This is a genomic window from Lacticaseibacillus kribbianus, from assembly GCF_020180945.1.
GTDB lineage: Bacteria > Bacillota > Bacilli > Lactobacillales > Lactobacillaceae > Lacticaseibacillus > Lacticaseibacillus kribbianus.
Genome location: NZ_JAIPUL010000001.1, coordinates 355,269 through 381,601 on the forward strand (window position 1 = coordinate 355,269; position 26,333 = coordinate 381,601).

At 64.7% G+C, this 26,333-nt stretch carries 25 protein-coding genes and 2 tRNA genes; 18 read left to right on the top strand and 9 right to left on the bottom strand.

Going from position 1 to position 26,333, the window contains the following annotated elements; translation table 11 throughout:
* Positions 1-155 precede the first annotated feature (155 nt).
* The 3 genes from LE416_RS01725 (at position 156) to LE416_RS01735 (ending at position 2,141) form a co-directional block, all read left to right on the top strand.
* Positions 156-1,316, top strand: a complete 1,161-nt coding sequence (locus LE416_RS01725; RefSeq protein ID WP_225046772.1) for an MDR family MFS transporter — start codon at positions 156-158, stop codon at positions 1,314-1,316.
* A gap of 653 nt (positions 1,317-1,969) precedes the next feature.
* Positions 1,970-2,042 (top strand) — tRNA-Ala (locus LE416_RS01730).
* Positions 2,043-2,068: 26 nt separating this feature from the next.
* Positions 2,069-2,141 (top strand) — tRNA-Ala (locus LE416_RS01735).
* Positions 2,142-2,246: 105 nt separating this feature from the next.
* Here the strand turns inward: LE416_RS01735 and LE416_RS01740 are convergent.
* On the bottom strand, positions 2,247-2,417 hold the full coding sequence (locus tag LE416_RS01740; RefSeq protein ID WP_225046773.1) for a hypothetical protein: 171 nt from the start codon (positions 2,415-2,417) through the stop codon (positions 2,247-2,249).
* Positions 2,418-2,673: 256 nt separating this feature from the next.
* On the opposite strand from LE416_RS01740, the gene nrdD reads away from it, so the two are divergent.
* Both nrdD and LE416_RS01750 read left to right on the top strand, forming a co-directional pair.
* Positions 2,674-4,860: an anaerobic ribonucleoside-triphosphate reductase gene (nrdD, locus tag LE416_RS01745; RefSeq protein ID WP_225046774.1), complete on the top strand. Its 2,187-nt coding sequence runs from the start codon at positions 2,674-2,676 to the stop codon at positions 4,858-4,860.
* 89 nt (positions 4,861-4,949) lie between these two features.
* Positions 4,950-5,312: a hypothetical protein gene (locus tag LE416_RS01750; RefSeq protein ID WP_225046775.1), complete on the top strand. Its 363-nt coding sequence runs from the start codon at positions 4,950-4,952 to the stop codon at positions 5,310-5,312.
* Positions 5,313-5,512: 200 nt separating this feature from the next.
* Here LE416_RS01750 and LE416_RS01755 read toward each other — a convergent pair whose 3' ends face one another.
* The 3 genes from LE416_RS01755 to LE416_RS01765 form a co-directional block, all read right to left on the bottom strand.
* A complete protein-coding gene (locus LE416_RS01755) occupies positions 5,513-6,259 on the bottom strand; it encodes an amino acid ABC transporter ATP-binding protein (protein ID WP_225046776.1) in 747 nt (248 codons plus the stop codon).
* A 9-nt stretch (positions 6,260-6,268) separates the two neighbouring features.
* Positions 6,269-6,976 (bottom strand): amino acid ABC transporter permease, encoded by a 708-nt coding sequence (locus LE416_RS01760; protein WP_225046777.1) that lies wholly within the window; start codon positions 6,974-6,976, stop codon positions 6,269-6,271.
* A gap of 86 nt (positions 6,977-7,062) precedes the next feature.
* Entirely contained in the window at positions 7,063-7,848 is a 786-nt protein-coding gene (locus LE416_RS01765; RefSeq protein WP_225046778.1) for a transporter substrate-binding domain-containing protein, read from the bottom strand.
* Positions 7,849-8,022: 174 nt separating this feature from the next.
* On the opposite strand from LE416_RS01765, the gene LE416_RS01770 reads away from it, so the two are divergent.
* Positions 8,023-8,370, top strand: coding sequence for a hypothetical protein (locus tag LE416_RS01770; protein ID WP_225046779.1), 348 nt, complete (start codon positions 8,023-8,025; stop codon positions 8,368-8,370).
* Positions 8,371-8,714: 344 nt separating this feature from the next.
* On the opposite strand, the gene LE416_RS01775 is transcribed toward LE416_RS01770, so the two are convergent.
* Complete coding sequence (locus LE416_RS01775) at positions 8,715-11,042, bottom strand: HAD-IC family P-type ATPase (RefSeq protein WP_225046780.1); 2,328 nt, start codon at positions 11,040-11,042, stop codon at positions 8,715-8,717.
* A gap of 128 nt (positions 11,043-11,170) precedes the next feature.
* Between LE416_RS01775 and LE416_RS01780 the strand changes: the two genes are divergently transcribed.
* The 9 genes from LE416_RS01780 to LE416_RS01820 all read left to right on the top strand — a co-directional run bounded on the left by LE416_RS01780 (position 11,171) and on the right by LE416_RS01820 (position 17,529).
* Positions 11,171-12,073 (top strand): proline iminopeptidase-family hydrolase, encoded by a 903-nt coding sequence (locus tag LE416_RS01780; protein WP_225046781.1) that lies wholly within the window; start codon positions 11,171-11,173, stop codon positions 12,071-12,073.
* A 137-nt stretch (positions 12,074-12,210) separates the two neighbouring features.
* Positions 12,211-12,591, top strand: a complete 381-nt coding sequence (locus tag LE416_RS01785; protein WP_225046782.1) for a hypothetical protein — start codon at positions 12,211-12,213, stop codon at positions 12,589-12,591.
* Positions 12,592-12,982: 391 nt separating this feature from the next.
* Positions 12,983-13,501, top strand: coding sequence for a GNAT family N-acetyltransferase (locus LE416_RS01790; protein WP_225046783.1), 519 nt, complete (start codon positions 12,983-12,985; stop codon positions 13,499-13,501).
* Positions 13,498-13,977, top strand: coding sequence for a GNAT family N-acetyltransferase (locus LE416_RS01795; protein ID WP_225046784.1), 480 nt, complete (start codon positions 13,498-13,500; stop codon positions 13,975-13,977). Before LE416_RS01790 ends, LE416_RS01795 begins: the two co-directional genes overlap by 4 nt.
* Positions 13,978-13,987: 10 nt before the next feature.
* Positions 13,988-15,157, top strand: a complete 1,170-nt coding sequence (locus LE416_RS01800) for a cation:proton antiporter (protein ID WP_225046785.1) — start codon at positions 13,988-13,990, stop codon at positions 15,155-15,157.
* Complete coding sequence (locus tag LE416_RS01805; RefSeq protein ID WP_225046786.1) at positions 15,154-15,810, top strand: HAD hydrolase-like protein; 657 nt, start codon at positions 15,154-15,156, stop codon at positions 15,808-15,810. The genes LE416_RS01800 and LE416_RS01805 overlap by 4 nt, the downstream gene beginning before the upstream one ends.
* 206 nt (positions 15,811-16,016) lie before the next feature.
* Positions 16,017-16,472, top strand: coding sequence for an NUDIX hydrolase (locus LE416_RS01810; protein ID WP_225046787.1), 456 nt, complete (start codon positions 16,017-16,019; stop codon positions 16,470-16,472).
* Positions 16,459-17,262, top strand: coding sequence for an aminoglycoside adenylyltransferase domain-containing protein (locus LE416_RS01815; protein WP_225046788.1), 804 nt, complete (start codon positions 16,459-16,461; stop codon positions 17,260-17,262). Before LE416_RS01810 ends, LE416_RS01815 begins: the two co-directional genes overlap by 14 nt.
* A 63-nt stretch (positions 17,263-17,325) precedes the next feature.
* A complete protein-coding gene (locus tag LE416_RS01820; RefSeq protein WP_225046789.1) occupies positions 17,326-17,529 on the top strand; it encodes a hypothetical protein in 204 nt (67 codons plus the stop codon).
* 76 nt (positions 17,530-17,605) lie between these two features.
* Here the strand turns inward: LE416_RS01820 and LE416_RS01825 are convergent, their stop codons facing one another.
* Positions 17,606-20,659, bottom strand: a complete 3,054-nt coding sequence (locus tag LE416_RS01825) for a KxYKxGKxW signal peptide domain-containing protein (RefSeq protein ID WP_225046790.1) — start codon at positions 20,657-20,659, stop codon at positions 17,606-17,608.
* A gap of 245 nt (positions 20,660-20,904) precedes the next feature.
* Positions 20,905-21,339 (bottom strand): MarR family winged helix-turn-helix transcriptional regulator, encoded by a 435-nt coding sequence (locus tag LE416_RS01830; protein ID WP_225046791.1) that lies wholly within the window; start codon positions 21,337-21,339, stop codon positions 20,905-20,907.
* Between the two features lie 147 nt (positions 21,340-21,486).
* Between LE416_RS01830 and LE416_RS01835 the strand changes: the two genes are divergently transcribed.
* Entirely contained in the window at positions 21,487-22,410 is a 924-nt protein-coding gene (locus LE416_RS01835; RefSeq protein ID WP_225046792.1) for an alpha/beta hydrolase, read from the top strand.
* A gap of 136 nt (positions 22,411-22,546) precedes the next feature.
* Positions 22,547-23,857: a hypothetical protein gene (locus LE416_RS01840; protein WP_225046793.1), complete on the top strand. Its 1,311-nt coding sequence runs from the start codon at positions 22,547-22,549 to the stop codon at positions 23,855-23,857.
* An 80-nt stretch (positions 23,858-23,937) separates the two neighbouring features.
* On the opposite strand, the gene LE416_RS01845 is transcribed toward LE416_RS01840, so the two are convergent.
* Positions 23,938-24,240 (bottom strand): hypothetical protein, encoded by a 303-nt coding sequence (locus tag LE416_RS01845; RefSeq protein WP_225046794.1) that lies wholly within the window; start codon positions 24,238-24,240, stop codon positions 23,938-23,940.
* Positions 24,237-24,746 carry an NUDIX domain-containing protein gene (locus LE416_RS01850; RefSeq protein WP_225046795.1) on the bottom strand — a complete coding sequence of 170 codons (510 nt, stop codon included), beginning with the start codon at positions 24,744-24,746 and terminating at the stop codon, positions 24,237-24,239. Before LE416_RS01850 ends, LE416_RS01845 begins: the two co-directional genes overlap by 4 nt.
* Before the next feature lie 459 nt (positions 24,747-25,205).
* On the opposite strand from LE416_RS01850, the gene LE416_RS01855 reads away from it, so the two are divergent.
* The gene (locus LE416_RS01855) at positions 25,206-26,327 is read left to right on the top strand and encodes a vitamin B12 independent methionine synthase (protein WP_225046796.1); all 1,122 of its coding nucleotides are present in this window, start codon (positions 25,206-25,208) and stop codon (positions 26,325-26,327) included.
* Positions 26,328-26,333 lie beyond the last annotated feature (6 nt).

The following is a 26,333-nucleotide window of genomic DNA, read 5'->3' on the forward strand; positions in this document are numbered from 1 at the left end:
ACCACCGACCGCGGCCAAAAGCTGAAAATTTACCTAATTCGGATAAGCATTCGGTGAAAACCACCCGGACCGAGATGAGAAAGTGCCCATTTTCGCGCACACGGGGCAGGTCGTCCGTTAGAATGGAAAAAGACTTGTTTTCACGGGAGGACCTTATGGCACGCAAGACGACGCTGACACTCAAATGGCTGTTTCTGGGTTCGCTGATCACCAACACCGGCATCAGCTTCATCTGGCCCTTGACCACCATCTACATGCACGAGTACCTCGGGGAGTCGCTGACCGTCTCCGGCATCGTGCTGTTCTTCAACTCCGTGGCGATGATGGTGGGGAATTACGTCGGCGGCCGCCTGTTCGACGGCTGGAAGCCCTACCTGACCATCCTGTCGGGCATCGCGCTGGACGTCGTCGCCTCCGGCTGCCTGATCTTCTGGCACGGCTGGCCGGCCTACCCGCTGTTTTTGATCGTGATGGGCTTCGGCAACGGGGTGGTCGGCACGGCGGTGAACTCCTATGCGACGCTTGCCACCAGCCGCCGCGCCAGCTACGTGTTCAACGTCCTGTACTTCATGTCCAACCTCGGGCTGGTCATCGGTACCCTGATCGTCGGCTACGTGCTGCCCATGGGCATTCAGTACATCTTCGCCTTGGCCTTCGCGCTGTTTTCCCTGTTCTTCGTGGTCGCGCTGCTGCACTTCAACGTCGCGCGTGAAAAGCACGAAGGCAAGGCCGTGGCCGCCGGCGCCCGCCGCGCGACGCCCTACCAGCTGCCGATTGTGCTGCTGTTGATCACGCTGTTTCTAACCTGGGTCGCCTACGAGCAGTGGCAAAGCAACATCTCGACCTTCATGCTGAGCCTGGGGATGACCGTGCGCGACTACAGCTTCCTGTGGACCTTCAACGCGGTGCTGATCGTGCTCGGTCAGCCGGTGCTGACGCACTTCGACGACTGGCTGACCCGCCACCTGCGCCTGCGCCTGGGCGTCGGCTTCACGCTGTTCGGCTCCGCCTTCCTGATTCTGATCACCGCGCGGCAGTACTGGGTGTTCATGCTCGCGATGGGCGTGCTCACGCTGGGTGAGATCCTCGCGCTACCGAGCGTGTCGACGTACGTGGACATGCACACCGAGGTGGCCGAGAAGGGCCGCTTCCAGGGCTACGTGCAGATGTTCGCCTCGGCGGGCCGCGCGGTGGGGCCGCTGGTCGGCGCGCTTTTGATTGAGGCGCTGTCCTACCACATTCTCTTCGCCATGCTGGCGGTGATCCTGTTCGCGGCGATCGCAATCTTCAGCTGGCGGGCACGGCTTGTGAAATAAATAACTGATGAAATTCATAATATTTCGCTGTAAAGTTCACACTTTCTTCACAATTACCGACTATGATAGGGCTATCAAGATGAGTTGCCCGCTCGCTTGATACCCATATCAACTTTTTCATTTTTACTCCTCCAAAGTAGAAATCGCCATGCAATGCCCGTTGCCTGGCCAACCCCTTACTCCTCTAGGCCGCTATGCCCGTAGCGGCCTTTTTTGATGCCAGGGCGGAGAACCGCGGGCCTAGCGGGTCGGGTAGGCTAGCCGAGGCGTTTGGGGCGGTCTTGGCCCCGAGCGCCTTGGCGTAGCTAACCGCACCCGCGTTGCGGTTTGTAGCCCGACGACAGAGGGTGGAGGCGCGCGGGCTTAGCGGGTCGGGTGGCCTAGCTAAGGCGCTTGGGCCGCACTTTGGCCCGAGTGACTTAGCGTAGCCAGTCGTACCCGCGTTGCGCGGCGGAGCCCGTTTGACCCAGGGCGAAGCGCGGCGGCTTTGGTGGATCGGCCGCACCGCCAAATCTGCGTCGTCCATATCGCTTATCGAACAATTAGTCAATGCGTGAAACTATACGGGAGACGCCGTTTTTCACCCGCCAATCCGAGAAGAAAAAAAGGGCTTTACAGAACCGGTGGATATGGTAAGATAATACTTGTGTTTTGGGTCCGTAGCTCAGCTGGGAGAGCGCTGCCTTCGCATGGCAGAGGTCGAGAGTTCGAATCTCTTCGGATCCATTGTAACTAAATAGGCACCAACTTTTGGGGGCTTAGCTCAGCTGGGAGAGCGCTTGCATGGCATGCAAGAGGTCGACGGTTCGAACCCGTTAGTCTCCATTTTTTGTCCCCAAAAGCGCAGGCCTCGGGCTTTGCGGCCGGATCAGGCGTCCGTCACCGGATGCCTTTTTTGCGCAAAAAAATAGGGGCGGCTGCCCCCAGTGATCACTTCTTCAGGTAGGTCTGGTAGACCCAGTACAGGCCGCCGACGATGGCCAGGAAAAGCACAATCTTGATCAGCAGGCTGATCAGGCCGGAGATGAACGGCAGGAGAATTGCCGCGATGACGATGATTGCGATGATGACGCCGAGTTGCTTGAGTTGTTGCGTGTTCATGGTGAACCTCCTTGCGGGCGCGGCGCGCCCTTTTGGTTACATTATAGCAGGTTCATTGGCCAGACCAATCCGACGCAAGTCTGAGAAACACCCGCCAGACGGGACTTGACGCGTGAAACACCGGGTCACCACACCCCCAAGATATAGAAAAAAACAAGTCACAGCCAAAAAGATACGCAATATCTTGGGGGTGTGCTAGACTGTACTTACGGCCAAAAATTAGCGGCTGTTTTTCTACCAGGGGGGTATTTCAGCAATGATCGACATTAAAGTTCACATCAACGTGAAGAAGCGCGACGGCCGCAAGGTGGCCTTCGACCAGACGAAGATCACGCGGGCCATCGAGAAGGCGGCCAAGGCCGTGTCCGGCGAGCTGTCGCCGACCGACTACACGCAGATCGAGGCAATCGCGGACGACGCGGTGGCCACCATCACCGAGCGCTTCGACAAGGACGTCCGCATCCCGGAGGTGCAAAGCATCGTCGAGGAGGCGCTTTTGAACGCGCACCAGTACGAGTGGGGCAAGGCCTACACCGACTACCGCGTGAAGCGCGACATCGAGCGCGCCAAGAAGGCGGATGTGAACTACAACGTCGAGAAGCTTTTGAACCGCGACTCCACCGTGGTCCACGAGAACGCCAACAAGGACTCGCGCGTGTTCTCCACCCAGCGCGACCTGACCGCCGGCGCCGTGGCCAAGGCCATCGGGCTCAAAATGCTCCCGCCGGCCGTCGCCAATGCCAACCTGCGCGGCGACATCCACTGGCACGACCTGGACTACACGCCGTACATGGCGGAGACCAACTGCTGTTTGATCGACTTCAAGGAGATGCTGACGCACGGTTTTTGCATCGGCAACGCCGAGGTTGAGCCGGCGCACTCCATCCAGGTCGCGGTCACCCAGATGACCCAGATTATCGCCAACGTCGCAAGCTCCCAGTACGGCGGCTGCTCCTCTGACCGCACGGACGAGGTGCTCGCGCCGTTCGCCCAGAAGAACTACGAGAAGCACCTGGAGGAGGCCAAGGAGCTGACCCAGGACGCGGACACCGCAGACGCCTACGCCAAGCGCCGCACCCGCAAGGACATCTACGACGCGCTGCAGACGCTGGAATACCAGGTCAACACGCTGTACTCCACGCAGGGCCAGACGCCGTTTGTCACCGTCGGCTTCGGCCTGGGGACCAACTGGATCGAGCGCGAGATTCAGCAGGACATCCTGAAGATCCGCATCAAGGGGCTGGGCAAGGAGCGCCGCACCGCGATTTTCCCGAAGCTCGTGTTCACGCTCAAACGCGGCCTGAACCTGGCGCCGACCGATCCCAACTACGACATCAAGCAGCTGGCCATCGAGTGCGCGACCAAGCGGATGTACCCGGATGTTTTGTCGTACGACAAAATCATCGACCTCACCGGCAGCTTCAAGGCGCCGATGGGCTGCCGCAGCTTCCTGCAGGGCTGGACGGATCCGGAAACCGGCAAGGAGGTCAACGCCGGGCGCATGAACCTCGGCGTGATCACCCTGAACCTGCCGCGCATCGCGATGGAGTCCAAGGGCGACAAGAAGAAGTTCTGGGACATCCTGGAGCAGCGCCTCGCCATCTGCAAGCAGGGGCTGGTCTACAAGGTTGAGCGCACCAAGGAGGCGACGCCGGAATCCGCGCCGATCCTCTACAAGTACGGCGCGTTCGGCAAGCGCCTGGCCGACGATCAGAAGGTCGACGAGCTGTTCAAGAACGGCCGCGCCACCGTCAGCCTGGGCTACATCGGCCTGTACGAGGTCGGCACCGTCTTCTACGGCCACGCCTGGGAGACCAACCCGGAGGCCAAGCAGTTCAGCCTGGACGTCGTGAAGGACCTGTACGACCACTGCGTTGAATGGGAGAAGGAGTACGGCTACCACTTCTCCGTTTACTCCACGCCTTCCGAGTCTCTGACCGACACCTTCGCCCGCCTGGACAAGAAGCGCTTCGGCGTCGTCAAGGACATCACCGACAAGGACTACTACACCAACTCCTTCCACTACGACGTGCGCAAGGCGCCGACGCCGTTCGAGAAGCTGGACTTCGAAAAGGACTACCCGCAGTACTGCTCCGGTGGCTTCATCCACTACTGCGAGTACCCGAACCTGAAGCAAAACCCGAAGGCCCTCGAGGCCGTCTGGGACTACGCCTACGACCGCATCGGCTACCTCGGCACCAACACGCCGATCGACCAGTGCTTCGCCTGCGGCTTCAAGGGCGAGTTCAAGGCCACCGAGAAGGGCTACGAGTGCCCGGAGTGCGGCAACCACGACCCGGCGCAGTGCGACGTGGTCAAGCGCCTCTGCGGCTACCTCGGCAACCCGAACAAGCGCCCGATGGTTCACGGCCGCCAGGAGGAGATCATCCACCGCAAGAAGCACCTGGTGCTCGGCAACGACGACCTGGCAGGGCAGGCGTAAGCCCCTGACGTTAAAAATACGACCTTAGCCGGGTCGTATTTTTTTCGGTCCGGTGGTACGCTGAACCCGATCACGTTAGGGGGAGCACGATGGCAATTCTGAAGTGGTTTTTGACGGTTTTTGGGCTAGCCGCCTACTGGTTTTTCCTGATGGTGCTGACCTCAAGCTACAACCTGGGGCCCTGGGCGCCGTCTTTGATCTGGGTGGTGACCGTCGGCGCCTGGGCGCTGGAGTGGTGGCAGACCAAGCGGCGGCGCAGCGCGATCGACTATCTGTGGCAGCTGGCCGCGCGGCTTGACCTCGACGATGCGGCGCTGGCGCAGGTGCTGGGCTGCGGCCGGCTGGACGTCGTCGCCGCCAGAAGCGACAAGCGGGTCGCCACGCTGTCGCCGCGACGGGTCCGTCAGGCAATCGCGACGCTCGAGGCGCGGCTGGGTGGCAAGCCGCTGTGAGCGGACACCAAAAGAGGGCTGGCCATAAGTCGGCCAGCCCCGTTGCACCCGAAATTTACATCGCAGTCGCGGGCCTAGAGTCAACGCCCACGCGCACAAGGCGGTCACCACGCGTTTCCTAAGTTCGGGAAACACGCGGTGACCGCCTTGTACTCTGGGCTAAGCCCGACTTATGGCCCTGCCTCTTTTGGTTGCGGTGGCTATTTGTCCGCCTGGAAGGTGCCGGCGGCCAGGAACTTGGCGATGCGGTCGTTCGGGTGGTTGAAGAACTGATCCGGGTCGCCGTCGTAGGCCACCTCACCGTCCTCGACGAAGACGATCTTGTCCGCCACGCCCTGGGCGAAGGCCATGTTGTGGGTGACGATGACCAGCGAGTTCTTGGCCGCGGCCAGCTTCTGGATCACCTTGAGCACCTCGACCTCGAGCTCGGGGTCAAGCGCCGAGGTCGGCTCGTCGAACAGCATGTACTGCGGCTGCATCGCGATCATCCGCGCGATGGCCACGCGCTGCTGCTGACCGCCGGAGAGCTGGGCGGGGAAGGCCTGCGCCTTGTCGGCCAGCCCGACCTGCGCGAGCAGCTCAGACGCCTTGGCGGTGGCCTGCGCCTTGTCCTGGCCCAGAACGTGCACCGGCGCCTCGATCACGTTGGCGAGCACGGACAGGTGCGGGAAGAGGTTGTAGCTTTGGAAAACGATCCCGAGCTTGCGCCGCGCGGCCAGCACCTGCTGGCGCGAGACGGGCTTGGCGAGGTCTAAGTCCTGGTCGCCGAAGCGGTAGCGGCCGGAGTCGGCGGTTTCCAGGAAGTCGAGGTGGCGCAGCAGCGTCGTTTTGCCCGAGCCGCTGGGGCCGACGATGACGGTGGTCGAATGCTCCGGGAAGGCGACGCTGACGTTCTTCAGGCCGTGGCCGTTGCCGAAGTCCTTGTTGAGATTCTCAATTCTAAGCATGGCGCCCTCCTAGTATTGCTGACCGATCTGGACGTAGCGGCTGGTGCGCCGCTCAAGCCAGGTCTGAAGCCCCGACAAAAGCGTGGTCAGCGCCAGGTACAGCACGGCGACCAGCGAGTAGGACACCAGCGGGTTGTAGTAGAGTGCCGCGAACTGCTGGCTGACCTGAAACATCTCGATGATGGTGATGCCAGAAGCCAGGCTGGTGTCCTTGATCAGGCTGATGAAGCTGTTGGACAAGGGCGGCAGCGCGATGCGCGTCGCCTGCGGCAGGATGATGCGCCGAAGCATCAGGGGCTTGCTCATCCCCAGCGCGTAGGCGGCCTCCCACTGGGCCTGCGGAATCGACGCAATCGCGGCGCGGATGGTCTCCGACGCGTAGGCCCCGGTGTTCAAAGAAAAGGTCAGGATGCCGGCGGTCCAGGCGTTGAGCTCGATCAGCGGGTGGCCGTTCATCTTCAGGTATGGCAGGCCGAAGAAGACGATGAACAGCTGGACCAGAAGCGGCGTGCCGCGGAAGATCCAGACGTAAAACCACGCGAGGCCCTTGAGCACGCGGATGCCCCAGTTCTTGGCGGTTGAGATTCGCACCAGCGCGACCAGCACGGCCAGGATCAGGCCGAGGGCAAAGGACACCAGCGTGATGGGAATCGTGTACTTCAGCATCGCCGCCAGAAGGGACGGCAGCGACTTAATCACAATGTGCCAAGCAGACATGAGGCACCTCCAAAATGTGTAGTGTGGCCCGATTCGCCCGCACCACCGGCGTTGGGTGGCGCAGGCGGGCGGGGGTTTTCGCCCGGTTACTCGGTGATGTCGCCGCCGAAGTACTTGGTGGCCAGCTTCTTGAGCGTGCCGTTCTTGCGCAGCTTCTCGATGGCCGCGGTCACCTTTTTTTGCAGCGGCTTTTCGTCCTTGCGCAGCAGGCCGCGCGCCGGCACCGGTGTGATCGCGTCCCCGACGGACATCAGCTTGATGTCGGCGTTGGGCTTTTGTTTGAGGTAGGCGGCAAAGGAGGCGGCGTCGTTGACCGTGCCGTCGACTCTGCCCTGCTCGATCAGCGTGACGGACTGGGCGAAGCCGTCGACGGGCACGATGACGCCGCCGAGCTTCTTGACGTTGGCGGCGTTGTTGGACGTCACGCTCTGCGCCATCTTCTTGCCTTTAATGTCGGCGATCGAGGTGATGGTCTTGTTGTCCTTCTTAACGGCAAGCTGCGACTTGCCGGAGGTGTAGGCGCTGGTGAAGATGTACTTCTGCGCGCGCTCCGGGGTCTTGGCCACGTTGTTCAAGATCAGGTCGTACTTGTTGACGTCGAGGCCGGCTATCAGCGAGTCCCACTTGGTCTCGACGAACTTGGGCTTGAGGTTCAACTCCGCCGCGATTTTTTGGCCGAGCTCGACCTCAAACCCTTTGAGCTTGCCGTCCTCGTGGTAGCTGTACGGCTGGTACGTGCCCTCAAGGCCGATGGTCAGGGTCTTTGGCGTCACCAGGTCCAGCTGCGACTTGTCCGAAGACTTGCTGCCGCCGCAAGCGGCCAGGCCGATGGCGAGCGCGGCGGTGAGGATGGTCAGTGCGAATTTTTTCATGTTAGAGTCCCCCTTGGGTGAAAAAAGCGTCTATTCAATTATAACGGACTTACTTTTTGTACGCGAGCATTTTCACGCGATTCTCATTGAAAGTTATTTTTTTCTTTCCAAGGGTGCCCACAACCCTTAGAATTAAAGTTATACCGAATGCTTGTAAAAATCGGAGGTTATAACTTGGAAATCGATAACAACCACCTGATGACGCGCTACTACGACCTGCAGGCCAAGAACGCCAAGGTCTTCAAGGCCGTCGAAGCCTACGTCAACCAGCAGGTCGAAGCCACGTACACGCTCCTGAAGGACCACTTCGTCGACACCATCACCATCGACCTCGAGCAGGCGATGCAGGTCGCCAAGGACGCGGGGCTCGCCATCGACCCGGCCGAGGCCGAGATCGCGGTGAAGAACTTCATCCTCAAGGACCTCGACTCCATCGGCCTGTGGATCCTGCCGGCAGCGCAGTGCGACCCGAACACCATCGTCGCGCACCTGAACTTCTTCAACCGCTCGCGGTACTACTAGACCACACGACCAAACAGCCGGCGCGGACTTCCGTCATTGGAAATCCGCGCCGGCTGTTTGTTGTGCAGTTGATCATTGAAGTCAACTTGGTTGGCGTCATGCGACGCCTCGTTCGCCATTCGCAGACGAGTTAGCACGGCTGCTGGGTCAACCGCTGTGTGGGGCAGAGGGACGGCCGGGCCACTGCTACGGCGGAGCGCCAGGGCGTGCCAGCGTGAAATTGCACTTAGCCGGCGAACTTTGCCGACTTAGTGCAAGGGCGGGTCCTGAGACCGCACTTTGGGCTCAGGAGAGCCCCACGCGTTCCGCCGCCCTGGCGCGGAGCCGCAGCCCGTTGCCCCGCCTCACCGCCAGTTGATGCGCGAGAGGAAGCGGCGGCCGAGGAACTCCTGGAGCAGGAAGTACACCGGGACGCTGGAGGCCAGGGCCGGCAGGTACACCAGTGCGAGATCGATGCGCCACAGGCCGGTCAGGGAGAACACCGGGTTGATGACGAAGAAGGTGCCGAAGAACGCGACGGCGACCAGGATCAGCATCAGGAGCTTGTAGCGGTTGAACGGCCGGCTGACCAGGATCAGCACGTGGTACTCGATCACGCCGATCATGAAAACGACCAGGGTCGAGGTGGTGGCGAACGACCAGCCGAGCGCGGCCTCAAGCCACGTCAGCACCAGGGTGTAGCCGACGACGGCCAGGGCGGCGGGGGCGGCGATGGTCATCACCTTTTGCATGAACTGACCGGTGACGCGCGCGAAGTTCGGCTCCAGCGTCAGGAAGAAGGACGGCACCGCGACGGCGATGGCCGACACCGGCGTCAGGTTGATCGGGGTGATCGGGTAGTCCAGCGGCAGGAAGACGAAGATCGCCGTGAGGATGACGGAGAAAATGGTCTTGACCAGGTACATCGACGCGACGCGGTTGATGTTGTTGATCACGCGCCGGCCCTCGTTCAAGACGCCGGTCATCGCGTCGAAGTTCGAGTCCAGCAGCACGAAGTCGGCGATCGACTTGGCGGCCTCGGCGCCGCTGGCCATTGCGATGCCGCAGTCGGACTGGCGCAGCGCCAGCACGTCGTTGACGCCGTCGCCGGTCATCGCGACCGTGTGGCCGGCCGCCTGCATCGCGGCGATCAGCTGCTTTTTCTGTGTCGGGGTGACGCGGCCGAAGACGGTGTAGGACTCGGCCAGCGCGCCGAAGTCGGCGTCGTCGGCGACGGTGCTCATGTCCAGGAAGCGGTCGGCGCCGGCCAGGTCGGCCTGGCGCGCGACGTTGGCGACGGTGACTGGGTTGTCGCCCGAGATCACCTTCAGCGCCACGCCCTGGCTGGCGAAGAACTGGAAGGTCGCGGGCGCGGTCTCGCGCACCTCATCGGCGATGGTGATGTAGCCCAGCAGCCGGGGTTCAGTCAGCGGGGTGAGGGCCGTCGCCGCCGCCACGGCGATCACGCGGTAGCCGGCCGAAGTCGCCGCCGCGATTGCTTCAGCCTCCGGCACGCCGTCCTTGAAAATGAACTCGGGGGCGCCCATCACGAGGTGCCGGTCCCCGAAGCTTGCGCCGGACCACTTGCGGGCGCTTGAGAACGGCACGGTGGCCGTCGCCGCCGCGTCCGGCCGCGGGTAGGCGGCCTTGAGCGCCAGCGCCGTCTCGTTGTCGTCGTTGAGCGCGTAGGTGATCGCCGCGGCGGCTTCGGTCAGCTCGGCCGCTTCGGTGCCGGCCACCGGGTGGGCGCCTGCGACCTGCAGCTTGCCCGAGGTGATCGTGCCCGTTTTGTCCAGGCAGATCACGTCCACGCGGGCCAGGGCCTCGATGGCCGGCAGCGCCCGCACCAGCACGCGGCGGTTGGCGAGGTTGCGCGCCGACACCGCCAGGGCGACGTTGGTCAACAGCACCAGCCCCTCGGGAATCATGCCGATCATCGCGGCGCTGGTGCTGAGGATCGCGCGGTCGTAGTTGCCGCGGCGAATCATCGACACGGTGAACAGCGCGACGCCCAGCGGAATCAGCACGTAGGTCAGCACGCGGATGATGCGGTTGATGGTGTCCAGCAGCTGGCTTTGGCTCCGCTTCTCGGCCTTGGCCTCCAGCGCGAGCTTGGCGGCGAAGGTGTCCGCGCCGACCGCCGTCACCTGGGCGACGGCCTGGCCGGCGACGATGAACGAGCCGGACAAAAGCGGGTCGCCCGGCGTCTTGGCAATCGGCCGCGACTCGCCGGTCAGCGGGCTTTCGTCGGCCTCGATGCCGGCGGTCTGCACGACCTGGCCGTCGACGGGCACCTGCGCGCCGCGCCGAAGCAGCAGCAGGTCGCCGATCACCAGGTCCTCCTGGCGAATCTGCTGGTCACGCCCGTCGCGGCGGACGGTCACCGGGGTCTCGGCGAGGATGCTCAGCCGGTCGATACGGCGCTTGCTGCGGATTTCTTGGAACGTGCCGATCGCGGTGTTGACGATGGCGACGCCGAGAAACAGCAGGTTCTTGTAGCTGCCGGTGGTGAAGATGAAGGCGGCAAGCACCACGTTCACCAGGTTGAAGAGGGTGAGCGTGTTTTGCGCGACGATGGTGCCGACGCTTCGAGTCAAGGGGCGTAGCGGCAGGTTGTGGGCGCCGGCCGCGACCTGCGCCGCGACCTGCGCCTGCGTCAGGCCGGTTGCTTGATCTGTGGGTTGAAGTGACACGACAACACCTCCGATATTGATAGTCTTATTGTACGCGATGGCGCCGCGTTTGGGAAAAGCGACACCCGGTGTTAAGCAAACTTTATAAGCGGTATGATAAGGGCATGACTGCAAAGGAAGTGTAGAGAATGAAAACAGCTCCGAACGGCACCCGCTTCGTCACCCTCGACAACGGGTACCACCTGTGGACCCAGACGACCGGCGCCGGCGACATCGCCCTGATGACCCTTCACGGCGGCCCCGGCGGCAACAACCAGGTGTTCGAGAACTTCGGTGAGCAACTTGCACCATACGGGGTGCGCGTGACCCGCTACGACCAGCTGGGCTCCTGGTTCTCCGACCAGCCGGACTGGCACGACCCCGCGATTCGCGCCCGCTTTTTGACCATCGACTACTACGTCGAGGAGGTCGAGGAGGTCCGCCAAAAACTGGGCCTGGACCACTTTTTCCTGCTGGGCCAAAGCTGGGGCGGGGTCCTGGCCATCGAGTACGCGTTGCGCTACGGCCAGCACCTGCGCGGGCTGATCCTGAGCTCGATGATCGACAACCTGGACGAGTACCTGGTCAACGTCAACCGCATCCGCGAGACCATGTTTGATGCCGCCGACGTCGCCTACATGAAGGACGTCGAGGCACGCCACGCCTTCAGCGAGCCGCGCTACGTGGCGCTGGTCGCGGAACTCGGCGAGCACTACCTGCACCACGCGGCCGACCCGCAGCCGCGCCACCTGATCGACACGCTGGGCACCCCGGTGTACAACCACTTCCAGGGCGACAACGAGTTCGTCATGGTCGGGGCGCTGAAGGACTGGGACCGCCGCGCCGACATCCACAAGATTGCGGTGCCGGCCTACCTGACCTTCGGCGGCCACGAGACGATGCCGCTGGCCGCCGCGCGCCGCATGGCCGCGACCGTTCCGAACGCGACGCTGCACGTGACGCCCAACGCCGGGCACGGCCAGATGCTGGACAACCCGACGGATTACTTCGCCCACCTCGGCGCCTGGCTTGCGGCCACGGCCGAAAAGTAAGCGTTTGCCGGCGGAAGCTGGTATCATAGGGGTGAGACCGGCGCGGCCGCGGTGGAAGGCGCCGGCAACCGTTTCGTCAACTCGCGAGAAAGGAAGCATGTAGCGCGCCACCTTCCAGCGCTACATCAGGTGTTGAGATGTTCAAAACCTCTAAGGAATTCGTCAAGTCCGCCACAGAGGCGGCCACGGCGTTCAATGACACCATCAAGGATGACCCGGAGATCCTGATTCCGCTGGCCCTGGTCCACGTGATTCCGATCGCCCTGACCATCGTCGGCGGCACCCAGATCTGCCTGATGCATCAGCGGCTGAAAATCGAGCGCGAGCACACCAAGCAGGTGCGCCTGCGCGCCGAGCTCGGCCGCGGCCCGCACGGTGGGGAGCACGGCGGCTGCAAGCACGGCGACTGCCCGCACTGCAAGCACCACGAACCGGCGGCCGGCCCGCACCCCAAGGCTTTGGCCGACGCCCCGACCAAGCCGCACAAGCACCACCACGGCCCGCACCACCAGGGTTAAGACATCCGCGCGATTCCCGAGAAGGGGGTCGCGCTTTTTGGTAGAGGGCGAAAAGGCGCGGGCTTAGCGGGTCGGGTGGCCTAGGCTTGGGGTTCGGGCCGCACTTTGGCCCGCACCCCAAGTCGTAGCCAGCCGCACCCGCGTTGCGCCTTGTAGCCCGTTTAGAGTAGAGGGCGAAAAGGCGCGGGCTTAGCGATCGGGTGGCCTAGGGTTGGGGTTCGGGCCGCACTATGGCCCGAACGCCAAGTCGTAGCCAGCCGCCCCCGCGTTGCGGCGCGTAGCCGTTTGGGAGGGGCAACGCAGCGGCTTGGCCGAACGGGCCGCCGCTGCGTTGCCTTTTGGCCGCTTTTGCGCGAAAATGGTGTATGACAATTTTCATGGAGGTGGCAGTATGCCAGCAATTTACACCCGCCAAGGGACCGCGGCGGACATTCCGGCAATCATGGGCATTATCTCGGACGCGCGCGCGTTCCTGAAGGCGCAGGGCATCAACCAGTGGCAGGGGACCTACCCGGATCAGCCCGCGGTGGAGGCCGACATCGCGCAGGCCACCAACCGCGTGCTGGTGATGGACGGCACGGTGGTCGGCACCGCCAGCCTGATCGTCGGGCCCGACCCGTTCTACAAGCGCATCGACGGCGACGGCTGGGTCGGCACCGCCGATTACATGATGATCCACCGCTTCGCCGCCTCCGCCAAGGTGCGCGGCCAGCGCCTGTCCAAGCTGTTCATGACCAGCCTGCTGTCGGAGGCCTACCGCCGCGGCTTCCGCGACGTGCGCATCGACACGCACGCGCAAAATCAGATCATGCAGCACGTCATTCTGGGCAACGGCTTCCAGTTCCGCGGCATCGTCTACCTCGACGAGCCGGTGCCGGAGCGCAACGCCTACCAGCTGGTGATGCAATGACCGTCACCGTCCGCCGGTTTGCGGCCCAAGACGCCGCGGCGGTGGCCGCGATGGTGGCCCGGACGCTGCGCATCAGCAACGCCGCCGACTACCCGGCCGATTACCTGGAGGCCGACATCGCGCGGCTGACGCCCGCATTTTTCGTCGCGTCCGCCGCGGTGCGGCACCTGTACGTCGCCGAAAGCGCAGCCGGCATCGTCGGCTGCGCGGCCATCGGCCCGTTTTGGGACGTGCCGCACGAGTATTCGCTGTTCAACGTGTTCGTTGATCCGGCGACGCAGGGGCAGGGCATCGGGCGCCGGCTGATGGCGGCCTTAGAACAAGACGCGTTCTACCAAGACGCGGTGCGCGTCGAGATTCCCGCGTCGATCACCGCCGTGCCGTTTTACCGCAAGTTCGGCTACGGCTACAAGGACGGCGTGACCGCACCCGACTCGGAGCGGCTGCTGCGGCTGGAAAAATTCCCGCACCACTAAGGAGGACGACATGGCAGACATTGGGACCCTGGCGCTAATTCTCTTGGTGACGCTTTTGCTCGGCCAGCTCAGCCTGAAGGTCGGCATCCCGGCCGTCATCGGGCAGCTGGCCGCGGGGCTGATCCTCGGCCCCGCCGCGCTGGCGTGGGTGCGCCCGACCACCAGCGTGGCGACCTTTGCCGAAATCGGCGTGATCGTGCTGATGTTCATCGCCGGGCTCGAGTCCGACCTGACGATGCTGAAGCGCTACCTGCGCCCCGGCATCCTGGTCGCGGTGATCGGGGTGGTCGTGCCCGTGGCGGTGATCTACGCCTTTTCCGTGCTCTGGGGCTTCTCACTGGTCGCCGCGGTGTTTCTGGGCATCACCTTCGCCGCGACGTCCGTGTCGATCTCTGTCGAGGTGCTCAAGGAGCTCGGGGCGCTTGACGGCCGCAGTGGCGCGACGATTCTCGGCGCGGCGGTGGTCGACGACATCCTGACGGTCATCGTGCTGAGCGTGGCGGTGGCGACCTTCGGCGAGGGCGAAAGCGTCTCGACCTGGCCGCTCTGGGTAACGCTGCTCCTGCAGGTCGCGTACTTCGGCGTGATCTACCTGGTGGTGCGGTGGCTTGCGCCCTACGTGATGCACCTGGGCGAGCGGCTGATGCCGACCGCCAGCGTCACCATCACCAGCCTGCTGTTGTGCCTCGGCCTGTCCTACCTGGCCGACGTGTTCGGACTGTCGGCCGTGATTGGCGCCTTTTTCGCCGGCATCGCGGTGGGGCAGACGCCTTACCGCCAGACAGTCGACCGAAGCCTCGAGGCGATCGGCTATGCGGTGTTCATCCCCGTCTTCTTCGTCTCGATCGGGCTGAACATGCGCCTGGACGGGCTGGCGCAGGACGCGTGGTTCATCGTCTTACTGACCGCCTTGGCGATTGTGACCAAGTGGGTGGGCTGCGGTGTCGGCGCCCGGCTGGCCGGCCTGAGCTGGGCCGACGCCAACGTGGTCGGCGCGGGGATGGTGTCGCGCGGTGAGATGGCGCTGATTGTGGCGCAGATCGGCTTTGACGCCCACCTGCTGCACCGCGACTTCTACTCGGCGGTCATCCTGGTGATCATCCTGACCACCCTGATCGCCCCCTTCATCTTAAAATGGTCCCTGCAGCGACTGCCTGGGCAAAAGGAGAACGACTCATGAAGCACTTATTCTTTGATTTTGACGGCACCATCGCGGACTCGCAGCGCGGCATCGTCGACGGCATCCACCACATGATTGAGGCCTCGGGGCTGGCGCCCTTGGACGAGGCCACTTACCTGACCTTCATCGGCCCGTCTCTGACCCAGAGCTTGCACCGCTACTACCCGGACCTCGGCGACGCCGCGGTGCGCGCGGCGATTCGCCACTACCAGGATTTTTACCTGGATGAGGGCATCTTCGAGCTCGAGGTGTACCCGGGCGTGACCACGGCGCTTGCCGACCTGCGCGAGGCGGGCTACCAGATCAACATCGCCTCGGCCAAGCCGGAGCCGATGCTGGCCAAGATCCTGCCGCACTTCGACCTGAGCGACTACTTCGACGGCGTGTACGGCGCGACCATCGACGAAAGCATTCGCAGCACCAAGGCCGCGGTCTTGGCCTACGCGCTGGAGAACGCCGAGGCGCTGCCGGAAGACAGCCTGATGATCGGCGACCGCGACAACGACATGCTGGGCGGCGCGCAAAACGGCACCAAGACCCTCGGGGTGCTGTACGGCTTCGGCGACGCGGCCGAGCTGATGAACGCCGGCGCCGACGCCGTGATCGAGCGGCCCGACGAGCTGCCCGGTGGGGTGCACAAGCTGCTGGGGTGAGCCGCGCGTGCGGTGGGCGCCGGAATCCCGAGCGGCCCCGGAGCAAACCGCAGCGGCAGACGTTCGGACCTGCTGAAAAAGCAGGCCAGCGAAGTTTTCAACCTCACGAAACGGGCAACCAAGCGCCGGTTTTCCCACTCTGTACGGTGGGGGAGCCGGCGCTTTTTGGCGTAAAATGGGTTACACTGGGTTCAGGAGGTGAGCACATGGGATACGTTGAGGACCTGCGCGAGGTGGTGGGCCAGCGACCGGTGATTCTGTGCGGCAGCTGCGGCGTGCTGGTCGATCCGACCGGGCGCATCCTGCTGCAGCAGCGCAACGAGCCGGCCAAGCGCTGGGGGCTGGTCGGTGGCCTGATGGAGCTCGGCGAGTCGACCGAAGCGGTGCTGGTGCGCGAGGCGCAAGAGGAATGCGGCATCGCGCTGGATCCGGCCGCTTTCGAGCTGCTCGGGGTGTACTCGGGCGACCACCTGAGCACCGCCCCGAACGGCGATCAGTTCTACGGCGTCACGGTCGCCTACGCGGTGCGGGGCGTGACCCAGCAGCCGCGGCTGGCGGATGCGGAGAGCCTGCGCTTCGGCTGGTTCGCGCCGGATGATCTGCCGGCCAACATGGTGGCGCGCTACCGCCGGGTGATCGAGGATTACCATGCGCGCGGCTGAGCGCGCCGGCTTCAGCGGCCCGGCGCTGATCGACGCGGTGGTTGCAACGGCGCGCCGGACGATTGGCCCGGCGCTGGTCGGGGTCTACCTGCACGGCTCCTGGTGCCTCGGCGGCTTCGACCCGCGCGTGTCCGACCTGGATTACGTGATGGTCGTGCAGCACGGGCTCACCCAGGCGCAAAAGCGCGCGCTGATGGCCGCCACCATGCAAGACGTCTGGCCGCTGGCGCCGGTCAAGGGGCTGGAGTTTCACGTGCTGACGGCGGACGCGGCCCGGGATTTTCACCATCCCTGCCGCTTCGACCTGCACTTCTCGCCGCTGCATGAGGCGGCGTACCGCCGCGACCCGGCGGCGTTCGTCGCGGGGATGCACGGCACGGACCCCGACCTCGCCGCGCACCTGACCGTGCTGCGTTCGGCCGGGCAGTGCGCGTGGGGCCAGGCGATTGCGGCCACCTTCGGCCCGGTGCCGGTGGCCGACTACTGGGCCAGCGTGATGGGAGACGTCGGCGATGCGCCCGCGGCCATCGCCGGCGCGCCTGTGTACACGACGCTGAACCTCTGCCGCACGCTGGCCTTTGCCCGCACCGGTTCGGTGATGGGCAAGACGGCCGGCGGCGCGTGGGCCGCGGTCAGCCTGCCGCAGTGGCAAGACGTGGTGGCCGCGGCGCTTGCGGGCTACCGCGGCCAGACGGTGCCACCGGTGGCACGCGGGCGGCTGGTTGCCTTCGCCGAGTTCGCGCTGGCGCGGCTTGCGGCGGGTCCGGGGCAAAATCGGTCCCGGGACTGACGCCGCGGCGCGAAAAAGCGCTTACCATAACGATGTTCGAATAAGGCCAAAGGAGGCGGCGTTATGGGAATCTGGGCATGGGTCATCGGCACGGTGCTGATTGCACTGGGGCTGGTTCAGGCAGGCCTGACGTGGCACGGGTTTCGCCACGTGCAAACCGCCGGCGGGGCGGAAACCTCGCCGTTCATCATGGGTAGCTTCGGCTCCAGCGTGTTCATCGCGGTGGTGCTGATCCTCGCGGGCATTGGGACCTACGCGTTCCACTAGCCCCGACAAACAAGCTCCCGGTTCGTCGCGTCTGCGGTGAGCCGGGAGCTTCTTTGTGACCGGGAAAAACGTGGGGCTAGCGAACCTCGCGGCGCTTGCTGGTGGCACCGAGGGCGAACAGGCTGCCCAGGGCGACGAGGCCCAGCGCGGCCATGCTGCGGTTGTCGGCGTTGCCGGTCTGCGGCAGGGCGGCCGCCTGGGTCGCCTTGGCGGTCGGCGCGGTCGGGGTCTTGGCCGCGGCCTTCACCGGCGTGGTGGCCGGCGTGGTCCCGGTGTTGGCCAACGGCGTCGTCTTAGGCTGACGGTTGTCGTAGTAGGCCGCGGCGGTGACGGCCACGCCTTCGGGCACCTGGGTGCGAACGCGGGGCCCGTCGTCGAGTTGGGAGTGTGAGAAGTCGTAGTAGTCGGCCGAATCAACGGAGACGGCGTCCGTCGCTTGGGTGCGGACGCGTGGGCCGTCGTCGAGCTGGGAGCGTGAGAAGTCGTAGTAGTCGGCCGGATCAACGGAGACGGCGTCCGTCGCCTGGGTGCGAACGCGCGGTCCGTCGTCGAGCTGGGAGCGTGAGAAGTCGTAGTAGTCGGCCGGATCAACGGAGACGGCGTCCGTCGCCTGGGTGCGAACGCGCGGTCCGTCGTCGAGCTGCGACTGTGAGAAGTCGTAGTAGTCGGCCGCATCAACGGTGACGGCATTCGTCGCCTGGGTGCGAACGCGTGGTCCGTCGTCGAGCTGCGACTGTGAGAAATCGTAGTAGTCGGCCGGATCAACGGAGACGGCATCGGTCGCTTGGGTGCGGACGCGCGGTCCGTCGTCGAGCTGGGAGTGTGAGAAGTCGTAGTAGTCGGCCGCATCGACGGCGACGGCATCCGTCGCCTGGGTGCGGACGCGCGGTCCGTCGTCGAGCTGGGACTGTGAGAAGTCGTAGTAGTCGGCCGCATCGACGGACACGGCGGCCGGCGAGCTGGCGCGGCTGAGTGCCGAAAGCTTGGTGTACGTGACGGTCGCGTGCTGAATCGCGTGCGACGCGCCGTCAAGCGTCGCCGTCAGCGGGCCGTGATCCTGGGTGTAGCCCGCAATCAGCGGCGCCGGCAGGGCGACGACCTGGCCGGTGACGCCGTTGACTACCTGGTCCTCGGCGAGCTTGTTTCCGGCCGCGTCCTGGAAGCTGACCACCAGCGTCTGTTCGCCCGGCCGGTAGTCGATGGTGGCGCTGAAGTCCGTCCGGTTCAGGTCGCCCCAGACGTCGGCGGCCGGCAAAAAGCTCAGGTGCTGGTAGCCGGCGACATCCGGCAGTTCAACCTCCGGCGTCCACCGGGTGGTCGGCGTCGCCTCGCGGTCCTTGGTGAAGGTCTGGGTGACGGTCAGCGGCTCGTGGTCGATGCCGGTGAAGCTGATGGTGTAGGTCACCGTTTTGCTCATCACGCCGGTCGGCTCCGCGACGTCATGCGGCACGGCCTTGTAGACGTAGTGGGTGATGACCTCGACCTTGGCCGCGTGCTGCTCCGCGACCCCCATGTCCATGGTGAGGTTGATGCCCTTGTAGTAGGCAATCGCGAGGTTGAAAAGGTCGCCGGGGGTGCGACGCCAGTAGTAGCGCTTCGCCAGCGTGCTGATTTGGCTCAGCGCGGCGGGATCGCTGGTCACCCGCGCCTCGAACCCCGAGGCTTGGAGGGCGAGGTACGGCGTGTACATCAGCGCCGTCAGGAAGCGGCCGTGATTCTCGGGGTCGCCAATCATCGCCGCAAAAGGCTCAAACTCGCCGCCGAGGTAGTCCGGCTTGCCGGTCGGGTTGTTCGGGTAGGTCTCCTTGTTGTTCGCGCGAATCTCGAAGGTCGACTTGAACGGATCGAGCTCGTAGCCGTTGATGTTCGGTGCCAGCGGCAGGGCCTCCTCCTCGTGGGTGGTCTCCAGGATTTTCTTGCCGGTTGCGTCCGTGTAGGTGTGGGTGCCGAGGACGTTTTGCTTGACGTAGGTGAACGACGGCGCGTGAGTGTTCCACAGCAGCTGGGCGCGCGCCTCCTCCTGGTAGGCTGCCCAGCTGAAATCATTGCCGTACAGGTACTCCGTGGTGGCGGTCAGCTTCTGGTAAGCGGTCACCGCGGCGTAGCCATCCAGGGTCGGCGCGGTGAGCTCGGTCGTGTACTGGAACGGGTCGACGCCGGGGTTTTTGGCGGCGTTGCGCACCCAGCTCAGCGGTGGCATCGCGTTCTTGACGGTCGTGGTCACGCGCTTGATGAGGTGGCCGTCGGTGTCGAGCAGGTTGACCGGAACGACGCGCGTCTTCTTGAAGTAGTGCACCGTGATGCCGCGGCCGCCCTGGTCGCCGTACTTGAACGTCACGGTGTGGGCCGGAATGTAGTTGGAGTGGTGGTAGACTTGATCCTCACTCTTGCCGTCCCAGAGGTCCTGGTTGTAGTACCAGATGATGTCGTAGCCGGACTTGGTCGGCAGGTCAAGGGCGCCGAGGTGGACGGAATCGGAGGCCGCGACGTTGATGCGCTCACCGACGCCGTAGTGGACGACGTTCAGCAGCTCGTCGCGGTTGTAGCCGGCGGCCTCCAGCTGCTGGGCCAGGTAGCCGGAGGGGGTGAAGTCAAAGCTGATGCTGGTCAACTGCTTGGACGACAGCTGGTCCTCCTGAGGATCGCTGGACCAGCTTGAGACGGTAAGGCCGGGCTGGTCAAAGGCGTTGCCGCGAATCTGGTCTGACGGGGGCTCCGGCTGGTCGTAAGTCTCGCCGCGAGTTTCGTCTGCCGCAGGGGCTTCGGCGGCCGGCTGGGCCGTCTCGGCGTCGGGCTGAGCCGTGGTGGTCGGCGCAGTGGCCGGGGTGGTCGCTGTGTCCGATGTCGTGGTCGCGGCCGGGGCGACGGCGGTTGCGCCCTTGACCTCGGTGGCCGCCGAAGTGGCGGTGCTTTCTGGCTGGCTCTCGGTGCCGGTTGCCGGCGTCCCAGTGGTCGTTGTTGCCACCTGTGCCACGGCGGTCGGGGCCGGGGCCGCGCTGCCTGCGTCGCTGGCCCCGACCGTGGCCGGTGCCACCGCCAACAGGCCCGCCGCCCCGGTGGCGAGGCCCAGGGCGACCCAGTGCTTCTTTGCCTTGTACAGTTTCTTTGCGCCCGAACGATGTGTTCCCATGTTTTTCCCTCCAGATGTGGTGTGATAACGCAAAAAGCCGCTGAAAAGCCATCAGCGGCAATGATAAGCGGTGCACACGTTAACGATCCGTTCGTTCCCCTGGGAAGAATGATACCACAGAAAATGATAGCGTCAACATTTTATTTTTAACATCTCTATCCGGGAATAGTGGGATAAAAGAATATCGAAGGCGATGGATAAATTAGCGCATAAAAAAAGTGCAGCCCCCACACCGCACGCTTGGTTCATGGCTCGAATAACTTGGTGCTGGCCTCCTCAAGCATCTTGAGCAGGGCCTCCAGCTTTTCCTCTCCCAGCACGGGAATCCAGCGGTCGAACTCCGCCCCTGATGCGGCCTCGGCCTCCTTTTCCGTGCGCCGACCGCTCGGCGTCAGGGTGAGTATGTGGCGCCGGTGATCGTCCGGCGCCACCTTTTGCGTGACGTAGCCCAGCTCGCGCAGGACGCTCAGCTGCCGGGCGATGGCGGGCTTGGTGACGCCGCGTCGCTGCACGATTTCCGTGAGGCTCGACACCTCGTTGTGGGCGAGATCGTGCATAATCTGGTACTGCTCGAACGACAACCGGTACTGCGCGACCGGCCGCGAGATCAGGGTCTCGACGTTCTTGATGGATCCGAAGTAGACATCAATAAAACCTGCTAGCAGGCTGTCCCTATTCATTATTCAACCTCCTTCAATCAGCCCTGCGCCTATTTTAGCAGGATTTGCGGGCGGCAACAAACTTTATCCCCCAGAATTGCAAAAGGGCACGTCGTTGACGAAAAGGCGGCGATTCGCTACCATGGACTCACAACGAGGGGGGATTGCATGAGGCACGGTAAATTGGCACTAATCGCGGGTGCCTTGGGGATGCTCGCGGTTGCCGGGCTGGCCGGCGCCAGCCTGTACTTCTACGACTACGCGTTCGTGCCCGCGCACAAGACCTTTTTGAGCAACGCCACCAGCGCCGCGCAAAAGGCCGCCTTCGCCTGGTATGACGGGGTGGCCAAGGAGACCTGGCACGAGCAGGCCGCAGGCGCCAAGTTGCGCCTGGCCGCGACCTACGTGCCGGCCAAGCGGCCCACGACCCGCGCCGTGGTGGTCGCGCACGGCTACATGGGTTCGGCGCGCGACATGGCGGCCAAAATCCGGATGTTTCACGCGGCCGGCTACAACGTGCTGGCCCCGGACGACCGCGGCCACGGCCGCTCGCAGGGCGATTACATCGGCTACGGCTGGGTCGACCGGCTGGACTACCTGAAGTGGCTGGACAGGCTGGTCGCGCGGCTGGGGCCGGACAGCAGGATCGCGCTTTACGGCGAATCGATGGGCGGGGCGACGGTGATGTACCTGAGCGGTGAGAAGCTGCCGCGCCAGGTGCGCACCATCGTGGAGGACTGCGGCTACACCAGCATCGAAGACGAGCTGGCGGCCCAGGCCCAAAGCCAGTTTGGCATTCCGCGCTACCCGCTGGTGCCGCTTGTTGCGGCCACGGCGACCGTCCGCGCCGGCTACAACGTCGGTGCGGCCACCACGATCCCGGCGCTTCGGGCCAACACCCGGCCGATTCTCTTCATCCACGGCGCCGAAGACAAGTTCGTCCCGACCGCGATGGCGTACCGCAACTACGCGGCGGCGACGGCCAAAAAGGCGCTGTGGATCGTCCCGGGCGCCGGCCACGCCCGCAGCTTCAGCAAGGATCCGGCCGAGTACCGGCGGCGGGTGCTGGCTTGGCTGGACCAGTCGATGTGAGACCGGTGAAGGCGGCGCCGTCGGACTGCGCGCAGCAGGTGGCCGCTGAGGGGCGGAAAGCTCCGGGCGACGGCACGGTTATGAGCCCGCCTGCCGCGGCGTGTGGCATGGTATACTGATTGCGGAGGCACCTGTCATGAACGAATCGAAGTACACGCCGATCAGCCGCGGCTGGCTCGGATTTTGGAGCATCATCTACAGCATCCTTTTGATCGTCGGGGCGGTGGGGTTCGGCTTTGCCATCACCTTTGGCAGCCCGCAGGCGATGGCCAAGGTGCTGACCGGACCGCGGGCCTTTCCCGCCATCGCGGCCAAGGTCGACCGCGCCGTTTTGGCCGTCGCGCAGGGCGAAGGCGTCGAGCTGCCCGCCGACACCGCGGTGACCCCGCGCGGCGAGCTGAAGGCGGCGCTTAAAACAGGGCTTGCCATCAGCGCCAACTTCAACGCGGTGCCGGCGCACTCGCCGCTGGTCGATTCGCGCTACGTGACGCACGCCAAGACGGCCAAAACGCCGCTGAGGCTGACCCCGCTGATCACGGCGATCGACGCGCGGCTGGCGACCACGACCACCGCCGCAAAGCTGGCCTACAACGGCAAGCCGCGCCAGCGCACCGAGGCCAAGGTGCGCAAGCTGATGACCTCGCGCGTCATCGACCTCGTGATGCTTCAGGGCTGGGGCGCCGCCTACCCGATGCTGATCCTGGTGGTGCAGACCGCGGCCATCGTCGGCCTGATTCTGACGCTGATCGTCTGGGCCATCATGCTGTACTGCAGCCACAGCTGGCAGCGCTTCTTCAAGGTGACCGGGCGTGTGACCTACGTGACGGCCTTCCTCGGCGGCATGGGCGCGCTGGTCATCGGCACGCGCACCTTCACCGACGCGATGGGCACCAGCTTCCAAAGCCTCGATCCGATCGTGTTTCACGAGCTGTTCTACCGCTTCTCGCCGACCTGGCAGCACCTCGCCGGCTGGGTCGCGGTGTTCGGCCTCGCCCTGGCGCTGCTCGCGCAGGCGATGCGGCTGACTAAGCACCTGTGGCGCAAGCACCGCGGCGTGCCCGAAGGCGGCGGGGCGCTTGCCGTAGTCGACGGGGGCCCTGAATCCGGCGAGGTGCCGGACGCGACCGCGCCAACCGAGCCCGAGCCGGCACCTGCCGGGGACGTGGCCCACGATGCCGCGCAGACGGACCACGCCGAGGCCGCGGCGCACGATGCCGCGCAGGCGGACCACGCCGAGGACACGGCGCACGATGCGGCGCAGACGGACCACGCCGAGGACGCGGCGCACGATGCCGCGCAGGCGGACCACGCCGAGGGCGCGACCCACGATGCCGGGCAGACGGACCCCGCCGAGACAGCGGTGCACGACCCCGCGCCAGCTGACCAGACTGAGGCAACGGAGGTCGATACCGCGCAACCGAACCACGATGCATCCACCCAAGACTAACGCGGACCACGCAAGAACGCGCCGGCACCGGCCGTCCCACATCAGGGGCAGCCGGTGCCGGCGCGTTTTGAAGTCTGGAATCAGCCCGTGATCTGCTCGACGACCAGCAGCCCGAGCAGGAAGACCTCGGCGGCCAGCGGGAACCAGTCGCGCGTCAGGCTGGGGGCGGCGTGCGGGTCTTTTTCCAGGTCGTGCAGGGACCACGCGTTGATCAGGATGATGAAGACAGGCAACAGCACCAGCCACTTGCCCGGGGCGATGGTGTTGCCGTTGCGCAACTGAAGCGTCATGTGCAGCGCGGTCGTCGGGGTCGCCAGCACGAAGCCGGCGAGCGCCACGGCGAGCGCGGCGATCAGCCACTGGCAGTACTTCAGCGCCTTCATAGCGGGTCACCGCCACCGGCCACCTCGCGCCGGTCGACGGCGTGAAACGGCGCGGCGGGAAAAAGGTAGCGCCCAAGCGCCTGGGGACGCAGGCGCGCTGCGGCCTCCTCGACGGGCACCCAGGCCAGCACGGTGTCTTGCGGCAGGTCGAAGGCGGTGAGGTCGCGTGCGGCAAGCCGGGCCGCCTGGGCCGCGTCCAGCGTGGCGGTGGTCACCATCAGAAGCTGGTGGTAGTTGGCGCCGTTCATGGCGATGAACGCCTCGACGACGCCGACCAGCGTCGGCGCAAGCGTCAGCCCGAGCTCCTCTTTGGCCTCGCGCGCGGCCGCCTCACTGCCGGTCTCGCCGAACTTGACGGCGCCGCCCGGGGCGATGAACACGGACTCGCCGCCCTCGGTGACGTGCTTGAGCAACACCCGGTCGTCGTGTTGCAGCAGGAGCACGGCGCGCACGCCGAACTGGTGGTGGGCGTCGAGCGGGTAGCGCAGATCTCGTTCTTCTTGCATCTTGCCTCCTGGCGGCCTGGCCGCGGGTTCCTGTGACGTTTTTCTTGATGATAGCGCCGTTTGCCCGCCTTGGCCAGTCCCGAGATGAGATAAAATTAAAATTCGCTGTTGACATCATGAGGGACGGCCGCTAGTATGGAGTCAACATATCGTTCGTGCTACGCGGAGAAGAGTAGTCGCGGTGGTGGCCCAAAGAGAACCCGGATGGTGAGAAAGGGTGGCCCGACCCGCGGTGAAGATGAGCTCCAATCAGCAGCCCGGGGGTTCACGCCGCCGAGCCGGTCGCAACCGTTATCAATGCGCGGTATCTGAGGTACCGTTAGAGGTGGGCTTTGCCCACGAACACAGGGTGGTAACGCGAGAAGTCGTCCCTTGACCAGATTTTTTGGCCGAGGGGCGACTTTTTTGCGTCCGGGGCAACACGCGACCTGCACGAACAAAACTAGAGGAGGAACCACCATGACCAATTCAACCATTCCATTCCGCGCCGACCTCGTCGGCAGCCTGCTGCGCCCGGCCGACCTGAAGCAGGCCCACGTCGACCTCGCCGCCGGCACCATCACTCAAGCTCAGGAGCTCACGGTTCAGCACCAGGAGATCGCCCGCATCGTGGCCGAGCAGGCGAAGCTGGGCTTCAAGGCCGTGACCGACGGCGAGTTCTCCCGCCAGTACTGGCACCTGGACTTCCTGTGGGGCCTGACCGGCGTCGCCGAGGTGCGCCACGCCCAGTACGACAAGAACTTCGCGGGCGACATCGCCCCGGCCGACAACGTACGCCTGAACGGGCGCGTGGCCTACAACCCGGACCACCCGTTCTTTGCGGCCTTCAGCTACCTCAACTCGGTCGTGCCCGAAGGCGTCTTGGCCAAGCAGACCATTCCGAGCCCGGCGCTGTTGTTCCGCGACCACCGCAGCGACAACTGGGCGGACTACTATGACAGCATCGATGAGCTCGAGCAGGACGTGATCACCGCCTACGTGCAGACCATCCAGCGCTTCTACGACCTCGGCTGCCGCTACCTGCAGATCGACGACACCAACTGGGCGTTTTTGATTCACAACCTGCGCCGCACGGCCGACGACGCAGAGGCCGCCAAGCCGTACGTTGAGCTGGCCGAGCGCTCCCACCGCCTGCTGGCCGGCATCCTGAGCCAGCTGCCAAAAGACCTCGCCGTGACCTCGCACATCTGCCGCGGCAACTTCCAGTCCACCTACCTGTTCACCGGCGGCTACGAGTACGTGGCCGACTACATCAAGGACCTGCCGTACGCCGGGCTGTTCCTCGAGTACGACAACGCCCGGTCCGGCTCCTTCGCGCCGCTCAAGACGCTGTGGAACGGCGACGCGAACAAAACGCTGGTGCTGGGGCTGATCACCTCGAAGTTCGCCGCGCTCGAGGACCCGGCGGCGATCAAGGCGCGGCTGAAAGCGGCGGCCGAGTCCGTGCCGCTGGCCAACCTCGCGCTGTCCACGCAGTGCGGCTTCGCCTCGACCGAGGAGGGCAACAAGGTGACCGAGGCCGAGCAGTGGGCCAAGCTCAAGCTGGTTCAAGACATCGCGGCTTCGGTCTGGGGCGACTAGCCCGCC